The organism is Streptomyces cinereoruber, assembly GCF_009299385.1.
GTDB lineage: Bacteria > Actinomycetota > Actinomycetes > Streptomycetales > Streptomycetaceae > Streptomyces > Streptomyces bikiniensis.
In genome coordinates, this window is record NZ_CP023693.1 from 6,812,641 (window position 1) to 6,826,979 (window position 14,339).

At 75.3% G+C, this 14,339-nt stretch carries 13 protein-coding genes; 4 read left to right on the forward strand and 9 right to left on the reverse strand.

Annotated features, from left to right (window positions below):
- Positions 1-23: 23 nt before the first annotated feature.
- The 4 genes from CP977_RS30625 to CP977_RS30640 all read right to left on the reverse strand — a co-directional run bounded on the left by CP977_RS30625 (position 24) and on the right by CP977_RS30640 (position 5,677).
- Entirely contained in the window at positions 24-725 is a 702-nt protein-coding gene (locus CP977_RS30625) for a GNAT family N-acetyltransferase (protein ID WP_062759797.1), read from the reverse strand.
- A gap of 75 nt (positions 726-800) precedes the next feature.
- Positions 801-1,910: a M23 family metallopeptidase gene (locus CP977_RS30630; protein WP_152371195.1), complete on the reverse strand. Its 1,110-nt coding sequence runs from the start codon at positions 1,908-1,910 to the stop codon at positions 801-803.
- 275 nt (positions 1,911-2,185) lie between these two features.
- On the reverse strand, positions 2,186-4,570 hold the full coding sequence (locus CP977_RS30635) for an ATP-binding cassette domain-containing protein (protein WP_062759799.1): 2,385 nt from the start codon (positions 4,568-4,570) through the stop codon (positions 2,186-2,188).
- 9 nt (positions 4,571-4,579) lie between these two features.
- On the reverse strand, positions 4,580-5,677 hold the full coding sequence (locus CP977_RS30640) for an MsnO8 family LLM class oxidoreductase (protein ID WP_062759800.1): 1,098 nt from the start codon (positions 5,675-5,677) through the stop codon (positions 4,580-4,582).
- Between the two features lie 79 nt (positions 5,678-5,756).
- Here CP977_RS30640 and CP977_RS30645 point away from each other — a divergent pair, with 79 nt between their 5' ends.
- Entirely contained in the window at positions 5,757-6,245 is a 489-nt protein-coding gene (locus CP977_RS30645) for a phosphatase domain-containing protein (protein ID WP_062759801.1), read from the forward strand.
- A gap of 55 nt (positions 6,246-6,300) precedes the next feature.
- Here CP977_RS30645 and CP977_RS30650 read toward each other — a convergent pair whose 3' ends face one another.
- Positions 6,301-6,516 carry a dodecin gene (locus CP977_RS30650; protein ID WP_062759802.1) on the reverse strand — a complete coding sequence of 72 codons (216 nt, stop codon included), beginning with the start codon at positions 6,514-6,516 and terminating at the stop codon, positions 6,301-6,303.
- Positions 6,517-6,794: 278 nt separating this feature from the next.
- Between CP977_RS30650 and CP977_RS30655 the strand changes: the two genes are divergently transcribed.
- The 3 genes from CP977_RS30655 (at position 6,795) to CP977_RS30665 (ending at position 9,931) form a co-directional block, all read left to right on the forward strand.
- The gene (locus tag CP977_RS30655) at positions 6,795-8,042 is read left to right on the forward strand and encodes an extracellular solute-binding protein (RefSeq protein ID WP_062759803.1); all 1,248 of its coding nucleotides are present in this window, start codon (positions 6,795-6,797) and stop codon (positions 8,040-8,042) included.
- Between the two features lie 141 nt (positions 8,043-8,183).
- Positions 8,184-8,984, forward strand: coding sequence for a GNAT family N-acetyltransferase (locus tag CP977_RS30660; protein WP_062759804.1), 801 nt, complete (start codon positions 8,184-8,186; stop codon positions 8,982-8,984).
- On the forward strand, positions 8,981-9,931 hold the full coding sequence (locus tag CP977_RS30665; protein ID WP_152371196.1) for a lysophospholipid acyltransferase family protein: 951 nt from the start codon (positions 8,981-8,983) through the stop codon (positions 9,929-9,931). The genes CP977_RS30660 and CP977_RS30665 overlap by 4 nt, the downstream gene beginning before the upstream one ends.
- Here CP977_RS30665 and egtD read toward each other — a convergent pair.
- The 4 genes from egtD to egtA are packed head-to-tail and all read right to left on the reverse strand — an operon-like array spanning position 9,826 to position 14,202.
- Positions 9,826-10,791 carry an L-histidine N(alpha)-methyltransferase gene (gene egtD / locus CP977_RS30670; RefSeq protein ID WP_062759806.1) on the reverse strand — a complete coding sequence of 322 codons (966 nt, stop codon included), beginning with the start codon at positions 10,789-10,791 and terminating at the stop codon, positions 9,826-9,828. The genes CP977_RS30665 and egtD overlap by 106 nt on opposite strands.
- Positions 10,788-11,540, reverse strand: a complete 753-nt coding sequence (gene egtC, locus CP977_RS30675) for an ergothioneine biosynthesis protein EgtC (RefSeq protein WP_152371197.1) — start codon at positions 11,538-11,540, stop codon at positions 10,788-10,790. Before egtC ends, egtD begins: the two co-directional genes overlap by 4 nt.
- A complete protein-coding gene (gene egtB, locus CP977_RS30680) occupies positions 11,540-12,928 on the reverse strand; it encodes an ergothioneine biosynthesis protein EgtB (protein ID WP_109184632.1) in 1,389 nt (462 codons plus the stop codon). Before egtB ends, egtC begins: the two co-directional genes overlap by 1 nt.
- Positions 12,925-14,202 carry an ergothioneine biosynthesis glutamate--cysteine ligase EgtA gene (egtA, locus tag CP977_RS30685; protein WP_062759808.1) on the reverse strand — a complete coding sequence of 426 codons (1,278 nt, stop codon included), beginning with the start codon at positions 14,200-14,202 and terminating at the stop codon, positions 12,925-12,927. The genes egtB and egtA overlap by 4 nt, the downstream gene beginning before the upstream one ends.
- Positions 14,203-14,339: the final 137 nt, after the last annotated feature.

Consider the following 14,339-nt stretch of genomic DNA (forward strand, 5'->3'; position numbering starts at 1 on the left):
ACCGCGTACGCCGAGGGGCGCGGTCACGGGGTGCGGAAGCCCCGGAAGGTCACGTGCTTGCGGCTGGTGAAGCCGAGCCGTTCGTAGAGCGCGATCGCCGCCGCGTTCTTCTCGGCCACGTGCAGGAAGGGGCGCTCGCCCCGGGCCAGGACGCGGTCGGCGAGCGCCCCCACCAGACGGGCGGCGTGCCCCCGGCCCCGTACCTCGGGGTCCGTGCAGACGGCGCTGATCTCGGTCCAGCCCGGGGGCCGCAGGCGCTCGCCCGCCATGGCCACCAGTCGGCCGCCGTCGCGGATCCCGAGGTACGTGCCCAGCTCGCGGGTGCGCGGCCGGAACGGCCCCGGCCGCGTGCGCGCGACCAGGTCGAGCATCTCGGGCACGTCGGCCGCGCCGAGTTCGACCACGCCCGCGTCGGCGGTACCGGACGCTTCGCCGCCGGACCGGAGCATCTGCCGGCCTTCGAGCACGAAGACCGGCTCCCAGTCCGGCGGCGGGACGGCCGCGCAGCTGAACATGTCGGCGAAGGCCTCCCGGCCGAGGAGCCGTGCGAGGTCGGCCCAGTCCGCCGCGTCCGCGTCGGCGGGCACCGCCGAGAAGGTCGCCACCTCCGGCCGGTACGTAGCGGCCCGGCCGTGCCGGCGCCCGAGCCCCGCGTGACGGCCGCGCAGCGACTCGCCCACCGGGTCGTCGAGCACCGCGAGGCCGTCGCCCCCGTCGTTCGTCATCGTGTGTCGCCTCTCCTCGGGACCGCCACTGTTCCACAGGGCCCGGGGAGCGCCGCCGAGAGGTCCGGGATCCGGTCAGCCGGTGCGGTTGTAGAGCGCGGTGCCGGGGCAGGCGGTGACGCCGAGGCGGGTGCCGCAGCCGGAGTACTGGCCGGAGCCGTTCCACCACGTCCAGCCGCCGATGGTGCGGCCGTTCAGCCAGGTGTACTGGCCGTTGTAGTTGGCGTCGTAGGTGCGCAGGCTCCAGTGCACGTGGGGCCCGGTCGCGGAACCGCCGGCGCAGGTGTCGGTGCCGATGCTGCCGAGCAGGGCGCTGCGGGAGATCGCCGTTCCGTTGTAGTAGGTCGCGTTCCGCATGTGGTAGTAGTCCGTGGAGAAGCCGCCGGGGTGGATGACCCGGGTCCAGCCGCCGCCCGCGCCGCACATCGAGGTCGCCGTGCCCTCGCGGGACGAGCGGACGAGACCGCTCGCGTTGCCGCCGGCGAAGTCGAGGGCGCTCCAGTGCCCGGTCGCGCTGTCGTGGGCGTGCGGGCCGCCGGTCAGCGTCATGTAGTGGTCGGGCATCCAGGGCAGCAGCAGGCCGTTGGTGTTGGCCTGGGCCCCGGCCGGCGACACCTGTGCCCCATGCGCCTCCGGGGTCCGCGGTGCCGCCGCGCGCTCGGCGTACGCCGTCATGCTTTGCCGTTCCGCCGCGCCGACCAGCGGGGACCCGGCCACGTGGGCGGCGAACTCGCGGTCCCCTTCGAGGCCGGAGACCCATCGCCCGTTCTCGCGGTGGGCGAGGTAGAGCCAGCCCTCCGGCGCACCGTGCCGTGCGCGCGAGGCCTCGACGTAGGCGACGCCGCGGGCCCAGTCGCGCGAGGCGCTGCGCACGTCGACGACCACCTTGCGGCCCTCGGCGGCGAGCCTGCCGGTGGCGGTCGCCGGGGCGAGGCCCCCGGTGTCGCTGGCCCGGGAGAGGACGTCCGCGGTGACGGCGTCCACCAGGGCCTTCCGGTCGGTGCCGAGGTGGTCGGCGACGGCGGCCGGCATCTTCACGGTGACGCCGGAGGACGACGGGTCGGCGGCGGTCGCGGAGACCGCGGCCGGGACCCGGGGGGCCGTCTGCGCGGACGGCGCGGCGGCGAGCAGGCCGGTGACGGCGAGGGCGGTGACGGCGATTCTCGCGGGGAGGCCGGAGAGCACGGCGGTGTTCCTTTCGCGGGGGGACGGGCCCGCCGGAAGGCGGGCTCCGGAACGGCGGTGCCGGAACGAGCGGGAACCCGGGAGGCGAGAGCGCGGAACGCGTCCGCGCACGACACGACCCCCCGTCACTTTGTCGTGTACCTGCCCGAGTTTGGCGTCCCTGGTCAACGCGCGTCAACCGCGTCAAGACGTCGTCATTGATCGGACCAATGGCGGTGGCCGACCGCCCGCGCCGGGACCGCCCCCCCCGGACCGACCGCCGGCCCTCACCCCCCTCAGGGACGGTCCGGGGCACCTCCGGAGAGGGCCCGGGCCAGATACGGCGCGGTGCGGCTGTCCGCCGCCCCCGCCACCCGCTCCGGCGGGCCCTCGGCCACGATCCGGCCGCCCCGGTCGCCGCCGTCCGGGCCGAGGTCGATCACCCAGTCGGCGGTGGCGACCACGTCCATGTCGTGCTCGACCACGACCACCGAGTGCCCCGCGTCCACCAGCCCGTGGAGCTGGCGCATCAGGACCTCCACGTCGGCCGGGTGGAGCCCGGTCGTCGGCTCGTCCAGGACGTACAGGGTGGGGGAGCGGTGCGGCCGCTGGAGCTCCGAGGCCAGCTTGACGCGCTGGGCCTCGCCGCCGGAGAGCTCCGTGGCGGGCTGGCCCAGCCGCAGATAACCGAGGCCCACGTCGAGGAGGGCGCGCAGGCTCCGGGCGGCGGCCGGGACGTCCTCGAAGAAGGCGGCGGCGGACTCCACGGTCAGGTCCAGGACCTCGGCGACGGTGCGGCCGCGCAGCCGCACCCGCAGGGTCTCGGGGTTGTAGCGGGCGCCGTGGCAGTCGGGGCAGGGCGCGTACGTACTGGGCAGGAAGAGCAGCTCGACCGAGACGAACCCCTCGCCCTGGCAGGTCTCGCAGCGCCCGCCGGGCACGTTGAAGGAGAAGCGGCCCGCCTTGTACCCGTACCCCTTCGCCTCCTCGGTCTCCGCGAACAGCCTGCGGACGACGTCGAACAGGCCCGTGTACGTGGCGAGGTTGGAGCGCGGGGTGCGGCCGATGGGCCGCTGGTCCACCGTCACCAGGCGCCCGGAACCCTCCACCTGCCCGGTGAACGCGTCCACGAGCGCGTCCACGAGGGTGGACTTGCCGGAGCCGGAGACGCCCGTGACGGCGGTGAACACCCCGAGCGGGAAGGCCGCGTCCACCCCCCGCAGGTTGTGCCGGGTGACCGGACCCGTCCGCAGCCGTCCCGCCGGCTCGCGCACGGTCCGCGCGGGCGCGGGCTCCCGGTCGAAGAGGAACCGGCGGGTCACGGACTCCTCGACACCGGCAAGGTCGCGCGGCGGACCGCTGTGCAGCACCCGCCCGCCGTGCACCCCGGCCCCCGGCCCGACGTCCACCAGCCAGTCGGCGTGCCGCACCACGTCGAGGTGGTGCTCGACCACGAAGACCGAGTTCCCCGCCGCCCTGAGCCGGTCGAGGACCACGAGCAGGGCCTCGGTGTCGGCCGGGTGCAGCCCCGCCGACGGCTCGTCCAGGACGTACACCACGCCGAAGAGCCCCGAGCGCAGCTGGGTGGCGAGCCGCAGCCGCTGGAGCTCGCCGTCGGAAAGGGTGGGGGTGGCGCGGTCCAGGCTCAGATAGCCGAGGCCGAGTTCGGTCACCGTCCCGATCCGGGCGACGAGGTCCCCGGTGAGCACCCGCGCGGTCTCCGTCGCGTCCGCCCCGGCCGCCGCCGTCGAGAGGACCCCGGCCAGGGCCGTCAGCGGCAGGGCGGCCAGCTCGGCGACGGTCCGGCCCGCGAAGGTGACCGCGAGCGCCTCGGGCCGCAGCCGGCCGCCGCCGCACACCGGGCAGGGCGCACTGGTGAGGAACCGTTCCGCCTTGGCGCGCAGGGCCGGGCTCTTCGAATCGGAGAAGGTGCGCAGGACGAGCCGCCGGGCGCCGGTGTACGTGCCCTGGTACGGGCGCTGGATCCGCCCCGCCTCCCGTACCGGATGCACCGTGACGACCGGCTGCTCGTCCGTGAACAGGATCCACTCCCGGTCCTTCGCGGCCAGCTCCCGCCACGGCCGGTCGACGTCGTACCCCAGGGCGTCGAGGACGTCCCGCAGGTTCTTCCCCTGCCACGCGCCCGGCCAGGCGGCGACGGCCCCCTGACGGATCGACAGCCCGGGGTCCGGTACGAGGAGTTCCTCGCTGGTCTCGTGGATCCGCCCGAGCCCGTGGCACGAGGGGCAGGCGCCCGCCGCCGTGTTGGGGGAGAAGGCGTCGGAGTCCAGCCGCTCGGCCCCCTCCGGGTAGTGCCCGGCCCGCGAGAACAGCATCCGCAGCGAGTTGGAGAGGGTGGTGACCGTGCCGACGGACGAGCGGGCGTTCGGCGACGACCGCCGCTGCTCCAGGGAGACCGCCGGCGGCAGCCCGGTGATCTCGCCGACCGAGGGCGCTCCCACCTGGTGGATCAGCCGCCGCGCGTACGGCGCCACCGACTCGAAGTAGCGCCGCTGCGCCTCGGCGTAGAGCGTGCCGAAGGCGAGCGACGACTTGCCGGAGCCGGAGACCCCGGTGAAGACGACGAGCGCGTCACGGGGGATGTCGACGTCGACCCCGGCGAGATTGTGCTCACGGGCACCGCGGACGCGGACGTACGGATCGTGGGGGCTGGCGTGCATGATCCGACTTTATCCATTATCCGGTGTTTGCTCCGGGCGGGTGGGGCCGACCGGGCGCACCGGGAGGGTGCGGTCGGCCGGGCCTTCCGGAAGGGTGCGGGGCCGCAGCCCCACCGCCCGTGCCAGCCGCCGGTACGACGCGCTCAGCGCCTCCCGGTCGTACGTGCTCGTGGTCACCAGGACCTCCCGCGCCCCGGTCTGCTCCACCGCCCGCTCCAGGGCCTCGGCCACCTGCTCCTCCGTGCCGTGCACGTGCCCCCGCAGCCCCGCCTCGTAGAAACCGCGCTGCTTCTCCGTCATCGCCAGCGCCTCGATCCGCTCCGGCGCGTCGAGCGGCGGGAAGACGCCCCGGGTGCGCGAGTACGCCATCGCCCACGCCTCCGGGACGAGGAGCCGCCGCGCCTCCTCCTCGGTGGCGGCCACCGCGACCGTCCCGGCGACGGCCACGTACGGCTCGGCGGCCCACCGGGACGGGCGGAAGTTGGTGCGGTACGCGTCGACGGCGGCGAGCAGCCGGTCCCGGCCGCGCAGGTCGCCGACGACCAGCGGCAGCCCGGCCGCCGCCGCGACCGCCGCGCCCTCGCCCGTAGCGAGCACGAAGGGCGGGATCCGCAGGCCCTCGGCGGGCCGCGCGTGCACCCCGGGGTGGGCCGTCTGCCCGCCGGTGAACCAGCCGAGCAGTTCGGCGAGCTGTTCCCCGAACCGGCCGGCGTCGTCCTTGTCCCGGCCCAGGGCCCGGCGGACGCCGTCGGTGAAGCCCACCGAGCGGCCGACGCCCATGTCGATCCGGCCGGGGAAGAGGGACTCCAGGACGCCGAACTGCTCGGCCACGACCAGGGGGCGGTGGTTCGGGAGCATCACCCCGCCCGTGCCGACGCGGACGGCGGAGGTCGCGGCGGCGACGGCCGCGGCGAGGACCGTGGGCGCCGATCCCGCGACCCCGGGCACCCCGTGGTGCTCCGACACCCAGAAGCGGTGGTAGCCGAGGGCCTCGACCTCCCGGGCCAGCCGCACGGTCTCGCGCAGCGCCCGGGAGGCGTCCTCGCCCTCCCGGGTGCGGGAGCGGTCGAGGACGGAGAACCGGACGTCGCCGGGGAAGCTGCTCACGGAGGGTTCAACGCCGTGGAGTACGGGAGATTCCCGGCCGCCCCCCCGGCGCGAGGGCCCCGCCTCCTACCCTGGCCCCGTGAACCAGGACAACAGACCCCTCGCCGTCTTCGACCTCGACAACACCCTCGCCGCGACCGCGCACCGCCAGCACTTCCTGGAGCGCAGGCCCAAGGACTGGAACGCGTTCTTCGCGGCGGCGCCGGACGACCCGCCGCTGGAGGAGGGCGTCGCGCTGTGCCGCGAGGCGGCCGGGGAGTGCGAGGTCGTCTACCTCACCGGGCGGCCGGAGCGGTGCCGTCGCGCGACCGTGGACTGGCTGGCGGAGCAGGGGCTCCCGGCCGGGCCGGTCCACATGCGGCGCGACCGCGACTTCCGGCCGGCCCGGGTGACCAAGGTGGAGATCCTGCGCCGGCTCGCCGCCGACCGCCCGGTCAGGATGCTGGTCGACGACGACGCGGCGGTCTGCGACGCGGCCGAGGCCGCCGGCTTCACCGTCGTACGGGCCCGCTGGGCGACCCCTTCCGAGGCGCTGCGGGAGGCGCAGGAGGTGGAGGGGCGGACCTGACGCCGGTGTGCGGAGTCAGGTCCCGGCCCCGGCGGTCAGGTCCGGCGCCCGGCGGTCAGGTCTCGTCCTCCAGGCGGAAGCCGACCTTCAGGCCGACCTGGTAGTGCTCGATCGTGCCGTCGACGAGGTGGCCGCGCACCTGCGTCACCTCGAACCAGTCGAGGCCCCTCAGGGTCTGCGAGGCGCGTTCGATGCCGTTGCGGATGGCCTGGTCGACTCCCTCGGTGGAGGTGCCGACGATCTCGGTGACGCGGTAGGTGTGGTTCGACATGGGGGACGGACTCCTCTCGGTGCGTTCCCTCCACCGTGCCCCAGGGCGCGCCGGGGCGCGACACGACGACCTCCCCACGGCCCACGGGGAATTACCGGCGGTAAGGGAACAGATCGGCCTTCCGGGGGGCGGAACGGGATGGTCAAGGACTTGACCATCCCGTTGGTCCAGACCAGAATCCAGGCCACATACCCGCGCGAACACCCCGTTCGGTCCCCCCATGCCGGGTCAGCCCCCATACCGCACGACCCTGTGCTGAACCGCAGAAGGTGACCCACGTGAAGAACCGCCGTCTCGTCTGCCCCCTGGCAGCCGCCACCGCGCTCGCGCTCTCGGGCTGCGGGATGCTGCCGGGCGGAGAGGGCACGAAGACCGTCAACATCTGGCTGATGAGGGACAGTGCCAGCGAGGACTTCGTCGAACGCTTCAAGAAGGCGTACGAGGAGGAGCACGACGGCGTCGAGCTCCGGTTCACCGTCCAGGAGTGGACCGGCATCGGCAAGAAGGTCACCGAGGCGATCGAGGGCTCCGGCGGACCCGACGTCATCGAGGTCGGCAACACCCAGGTCGCCCAGTACGCCGACACCGACAAGCTCTACGACCTCACCCTGGAGTCGGTCCGCGACCTCGGCAGCGAGGACTGGCTGCCCGGCCTCGCCGAGCCCGGCAGCATCGGCGGCTCCCAGTACGGCATCCCCTGGTACGCCGCCAACCGGATCGTCATCTACAACAAGGACCTCTTCCGGGACGCCGGCATCGACAAGCCGCCGGCCACCCGCGACCAGTGGCTCGCCGACACCGAGAAGCTCAACAAGAACGGCTCCCAGGGCATCTACCTCGCCGGCCAGGACTGGTACACCCTCTCCGGCTTCATCTGGGACGAGGGCGGCGAACTGGCCGTCGACAAGGGCGGCCAGTGGACGGGCGCCCTGGAGAGCCCGGCCGCCCAGCGCGGCATGGCGTTCTACAAGGAACTCCAGTCCCTCGGCTCCGGCCCCAAGAACGCCGACGAGCAGAACCCGCCGCAGGCCGACGTCTTCGCCAAGGGCGACGTGGCCCAGCTCATCGCCACCCCCAGCGCCGTCGCCGCCATCCTCAAGACCAACCCGGGGCTCAAGAACAAGCTCGGCTACTTCCCGATACCCGGCAAGAAGGCCGACCAGCCCTGCGCCGTCTTCACCGGCGGCTCCGACCTCATCATCCCGGAGAACGCGCCCCAGCGCACCGCCGCCCTCGACGTCGTCAAGGCGATGGCCGGCGAGAAGTGGCAGACCGAACTCGCCCGCGCCATGGGCTACGTCCCCAACAAGAAGGGCCTCGCCTCCGTCGTCGCCGGCCAGGAGGCCACCGCCGTCATGGCCCGGGGCGCCGCGCGCGGCCGCGCCACCCCCAACTCCCCGCAGTGGGCGAACGTCGAGGCGGACAACCCGATCAAGCCCTACATGACGGCGGTCCTCCAGGGCGAGGACCCGATGAAGGCGGCGCAGAAGGCCTCCGAGGCGATCACCGACACCCTCGCCGAATAGCATTCAGCGTTCGCACACCCGCGGGCCCCCGGACGGTCACGTCGAATCCAGCCGGTCACGGAAGAAGTGAAGGAGCAAGGAGCCGGGCCACCGCGCGAGCGGCCCCGGCCCTCCCTTCCCTTCCGTCCGGAGGCGCCCGTCATGTCCGCACCGACGCACACGCTCGCCGTCCCCGCACAGCCCCGGGCCCGGGCCCGGGCCGAGCAGCCCGCCCCCCGGTACGCCGTCGGCCTCGCCCGCCACCAGGAGGACGTGCGCGCCGCCCAGCGGCTGCGCCACCAGGTCTTCGCCGGAGAGCTGGGGGCCCGGCTCGACGGCCCCGAGCCCGGCCTCGACTCCGACGCCTTCGACGCGTACTGCGACCACCTCCTCGTACGGGAGGAGAACACCGGCGAGGTCGTCGGCACCTACCGGCTCCTGCCGCCCGAGCGGGCCGCCGTCGCCGGACGCCTCTACTCCGAGGGCGAGTTCGACCTCACCCGGCTCGCCCCCGTCCGGCCCGACCTGGTGGAGGTCGGCCGCTCCTGCGTCCATCCCGCCCACCGCAACGGCGCCGTCATCGCCCTCGTCTGGGCCGGACTCGCCCGCTACATGGCCGAGACCGGCCACAACTGGCTCGCCGGCTGCTGCTCGGTCCCGCTCGCCGACGGCGGCGCCCTCGCCGCCGCCACCTGGGACGCCGTCCGGGCCAAGCACCTCGCCCCGGAGGAGTACTGGGTCACCCCGCACCGCCTGTGGAACGCCGAGGGCGTCGCCCGCCCCGAGGGCCGCACCGAACTGCCCCCGCTGCTGCGCGGCTACCTCCGGCTCGGCGCCTGGGTCTGCGGCGCCCCCGCGCACGACCCCGACTTCGGCACCGCCGACCTCTACGTCCTCCTCTCGCTGCGCCGCACCAATCCGCGCTACCTCAACCACTTCCTGTCGCTCGCCCCGGCCCGGTGAACGGCCCCACGGCCCTCCCGCCGTGGCTCCCCACGGCGCCCTGCACCCCGGGCCGCTGCACCGCCCACCCGGACGGCCCCGACCCGGACTCCGGAGCCGGCCCCCTGCGGGCCGCGGCCCGGCTCGCCGCCGGCACCGCCGTCGTCCTCCTCGGCGTCCTCCTCGCCCCGGCCGCCGCCCTGTTCCCGCCCGCCGCCCGGCCCGCCCTCGTCCGCCTCTGGACCCGGACGGTGGTCCGCGCCTTCGGCGTCCGCGTCCGGTACGAGGGGAGCCCCGCCGCCCCCGGCCCCCTCCTCGTCGTCGCCAACCACGTCTCCTGGCTGGACGTACCGCTCCTCGCGGCCGTGCTGCCCGCCCGCATGGTCGCCAAGGCCGAGGTCCGCCACTGGCCGGTCCTCGGCCTCCTCGCCGCCCTCGGCGGCACCCTCTTCATCGAGCGGGACCGGCTGCGGGCCCTGCCCGGCACCGTCCGCGCGATGACCGGGGTCCTCGCGGCCGGCGGCCGGGTGGCCGTCTTCCCCGAGGGCTCCACCTGGTGCGGCCGGGAGCGGGGGCGGTTCCGGCCCGCCGCCTTCCAGGCAGCCCTGGACGCTGGCTGCGCCGTGCAGCCCGTACGGATCGACTACCGGCCCGCCGACGCCGCCGCGTACGTCGGGGACGACCCGCTCGGCGCCTCCCTGTGGCGGGTCGTCACCACCCGGCGCCCCACCGCCGAGGTCCGGCTCATGGACCCCCTGCCGAGCGGCCGCCACCCGGACCGGCGCGCCCTCGCGGCCGCCGCCCAGCGGGCCGTGGCCCGACGGGAGACCACCCGGCACGAAACCACCCCGCGGGTCCCGGCTCAGCGGGCCGTCGCCAGCGACAGCGCGAACCTGTCCCCGTCGTCCGTCCACCAGCGGGCCAGTTCGAGGCCCGCCGCCGCCAGCTCCTCCCGTACGCCCTCCTGACGGAACTTCGCCGACACCTCCGTCCGCAGCTCCTCGCCCGCCGCGAACGGCACCACGAGGTCCAGCTCCGGGATCTTCACGGTGAGCGCGCGGCGGGCGCGCAGCCGCATCTCGATCCACTCCCGCCCGGCGTCCCACACCGCCACGTGCTCGAAGTCCGCCGGATCGGCGTCCGCCCCCAGCTCGCGGTCGATCACGGACAGCACGTTCTTGTTGAACGCCCCGGTCACCCCGGCCGCGTCGTCGTAGGCGGCCAGCAGCGTCGCCTCGTCCTTCACCAGGTCCGTGCCGAGCAGCAGCGAGTCGCCCGGCGCGAGCATCGAGCGGACCGAGCGCAGGAAGGTCCGCCGCTCGCCGGGCAGCAGGTTGCCGATCGTGCCGCCGAGGAAGGCCACCAGGCGCGGCCCCGGCGTCCCGGGCAGCGCGAGGCCCCGGGTGAAGTCCGCGACCAGGGCGTGCACCCGCAGCTCAGGACGCTCGGCGAGCAGCGACTCCGCCGCCCCGGTCAGCGCCGACTCGCTCACGTCCACGGGCACGTAACCGTCCAGACCGGGCAGCAGCGCGTCGATCAGGAACCGGGTCTTCTCGGACGACCCCGAGCCCAGCTCCACCAGGGTCCTGGCCCCCGTCTCCGCGGCGATCTCCGGCGCCCGCGCGGCCAGGATCTCCCGCTCCGCCCGCGTCGGGTAGTACTCGGGCAGCCGGGTGATCTCCTCGAACAGCTCGCTGCCCCGGGCGTCGTAGAACCACTTGGGCGGCAGCTCCTTGGGGGAGCGGGTCAGACCGTGGACGACGTCGGCGCGCAGATCGGCGCCGGCGGCGTCCGGGTCGAGGGTGCGGGTCAGCTGGTACGGGCTCACGCGGGCGGCTCCTTGAGCGGGGTGAGGGCGACGTCGGTGCGGTCGGCGACCACGAGCGTCCGCTCGGGCACCTCCCGCCAGTGGGGGTCGTCGTCGTACGGTTCGGAGGCCACGACCGCCCGGCCGGGACCCGTCAGGTACCAGAGGCTGTTGCCCCAGGCGGTGGCGGCGATCCGGTCGCCGTCGGTGATCAGCAGGTTCAGCCGGGAGCCGGGGGCCGCCTGCGCGACCTCCCGCACGGTGGCGGCGAGCGCGTCCCCGGGCGCGTCCCCGGTCCGCAACCGGTGCAGGACGAGCGCCCACACCAGGGCCGAGTCGGTACGGGCCTCCAGGCGCAGCAGTTCCCCGGCGGACAGCGTCGCGGCGAGCGGGTTCAGCGTGTCCGGCCAGCCCGGCACCGCGCCGTTGTGGCTGAACAGCCAGCGCCCGGAGGCGAACGGCGTCGCCGCCGCCTCCCCGTCCGCGCCGGGCAGCGTGGCCCCCCGGACCGCCGCGAGCAGCGCCCCGGAGCGCACCACCCGGGCGAGGTCCGCGAAGGAGAGGTCGCCCCAGATCGGCCCGGCGCGCCGGTAGCGCGCGGGCACCGGGTCCCCCTCGGCGTACCAGCCGACCCCGAACCCGTCGGCGTTCACCACCCCGCTGGACTGCGTACGGGGCTCCCAGGACTGGCGCAGCAGGCCGTGCTCCGGTCGCACGACCAGCTCGCCGAGCGCCACCGGCTCGCCCACGTAGGCGATGTGACGGCACATCAGTCGAGCTCCGCGGAGCGGGCCGTACGGAAGCCGGCGAAGATCTGGCGCCGCACCGGCAGGTCCCAGTTCCGGAAGGTGCCCCGGCAGGCGACCGCGTCCACCGCGAACGAACCGCCCCGCAGCACCTTGTGCTCCGGCCCGAAGAACACCTCCGAGTACTCCTTGTACGGGAAGGCCGTGAAGCCCGGGTACGGCAGGAAGTCGCTCGCCGTCCACTCCCACACGTCCCCGATCAACTGCCGCACGCCCAGCGGCGAGGCGCCCTCCGGGTAGCTCCCGGCCGCCGCCGGGCCCAGGTGCCGCTGCCCCAGGTTCGCGTGCTCGGGCCCAGGGTCCGCGTCGCCCCACGGGTGGCGGCGGGAGCGGCCGGTGGCCGGATCGTACCGGGCCGCCTTCTCCCACTCGGCCTCCGTCGGCAGCCTGCGCCCCGCCCAGCGCGCGTAGGCGTCCGCCTCGTACCAGCTCACGTGCAGGACCGGCTCCTCCTCCGGTACGGGCTCGGTCACCCCGAACCGGCGGCGCAGCCACTGCCCGCCGTCCCGGCGCCAGAACAGCGGCGCCCCGATGCCGTGCTCGCGGATCTGCGCCCACCCCTCGGGGTGCCACCAGCGCCGGTCCGTGTAGCCGCCGTCCGCGACGAAGGCCCGGTACGCGCCGTTGGTGACCGGGACGGTGTCGATGTGGAAGGCGGGCACGTCCCGGCGGTGGGCCGGGCGCTCGTTGTCCAGGGCCCACGGCTCGTCCGAGGTCCCCATGGTGAACGGGCCGCCGGGGACCAGGACTTCGGCGGGCAGCGGGCCGGACCGGTGGACCGGTGGCGGGGGAGCGGACAGGACGGGCGGCCCCTTCCGCAGCTGATGGGTGATCAGCATCGTCTCGTCGTGCTGCTGCTCGTGCTGGGCGACCATCCCGAAGACGAACCCCGCGTCCAGCAGCGGCCGGCCCTCCAGGGGCGCCCGCTCCAGCACGTCGAGGATCCGGAGCCGTACGTCCGCCGCGTAGGCGCGGGCCTCGCCCGGCGGGAGCAGCGGCAGCGACGGGCGCTCGGCGCGCGGGTGCTCGAAGGCGTCGTAGAGGGAGTCGATCTCGGGCCGCAGCGCGTCGCGCCCCGCGACGGCCCGCCACAGCCACTGCTCCTCCTGGTTGCCGATGTGTGCCAGGTCCCAGACGAGCGGCGACATCAGGGGGGAGTGCTGGGCGGTGAGGTCGTCGTCCGCCACGCAGGAGGTGAGGCGCAGGGTCCGGTCCCGCGCCGCGACGAGGGCGTCCAGGGCCCGCGCGCGCAGCGCCTCCGCACCGGCGGTCCCGGCCGTGCCCGCGGTCCCGGAGCCGCTGCCGGCCGTGTCCGTGTCCGTGCTCCCGGTGGTTCCGGTGGTTCCGGTCATGACGTCACCGCCTCGGGGGTGTCGGCCGGGGAGCCCCCGGGGACCACGTACCGCTCCCGGAAGGCGGCGACCGCCCGCCGCACCTCCTCGCCCGCCCCGATCCGGGGCAGCGCCTCCAGGGCGGCGGAGAACACCGTCCGCGCGGCGGCGTGCAGGTCCGGGTCGGCCAGACCGTCACGGGCCGCCGCCACCCACAGCGGATTGCGCGGCGCGGGATCGTCGCCGGCCCGCTCCGCGAGCGGCTTCACGGCCCGGTACACGGTCTCCGCCGCCTCCGGGTCGTCGAACACCGCCGTCGTCACGGCCGCCGGCACCATCCAGCCGTCCCGCCCCGGCTGCGCGTCGACCATCCGCAGCTCCAGATGGCCGCGCGGCCGCACCGGCGGGAAGAGCGTCGTCATGTGGTAGCGCAGGTCGTCGGCGTCGGCCGGCCGGGGGAGGCCCGTGCGCAGCCACTCCCGGAAGGTCAGCCCCTCCGGCACCGCCCACGGCCCCTCGTCGGTCCGGACGCACAGCACCGGGGTGTCGAGGACGTGCGCCGCCCACTCCGCCCGCGGGTCCCCGTCCGGCGGGGGCGGGGGCGTCCGCCGGGGCGCGAGCGTCCGCAGCGGGTCGAGCTCCGCCCACAGGGCCTGCCGGGTCGAGCGCCAGCCGGTGCGGCGTCCGCCGTGCACCGGGGAGTTCGCGAAGGCGGCCACCAGGACCGCGCCCAGGAGGTGGGCCAGCCGCCACCGCCGCCGGTAGTTCAGCGGGCCCGGCCCGTCGACCCCGGCGTCGAGGCAGATCTGCACCGAGGCCGACTCGCACATCATCGCCCGCCCGGCCGGACCCGTCCGGTCGAGCGCGGCCTCCATCGCGTCGTACCGCGGCTCGTGGAGCACCCGGTCGCGCGACGCCTGCCAGGGGTCCACCCCGTAACCGCTGAGGGCGAGGCCGAGCGGACCGAGCGCGCCCCGCACCGCCCGCAGGTCGGCGGCGAGCGAGTCCAGGCACTCCATGAGGGACCCGGCGGGCCGCGAGCTGAGCTCCAGCTGACCGCCGGGTTCGAACGTCAGGGCCGACACCAGGGGCAGGGCCCGTACGGTGTCGAGGGCCGCCGCGAGCCGCTGCGGCCGTACGGGCAGCCGGGGGTCCCGCAGCTCGTGCACCAGCCACTCCAGCTCCACCCCCACGGTGCGGGGCGGGCCGGTCTTGAAACAGATACACCGCAGCAGTTCCTCCGCCTCCGCCTCGGTGAGAGGGGGGCCGCCACGCGGTATGCCGCTCGGCGACATCCGTGCACCTCCTGGTCCTCTGGGGACCGGTCCCGGGACGGTCCGTCCCGCGAGCGCGATCCCGGACGCACCGGAAAACAGGCGTCCGGGGACGGAGCCCCCGGAACGCCACTGGTTCCACCTAAAGCCACCACCGA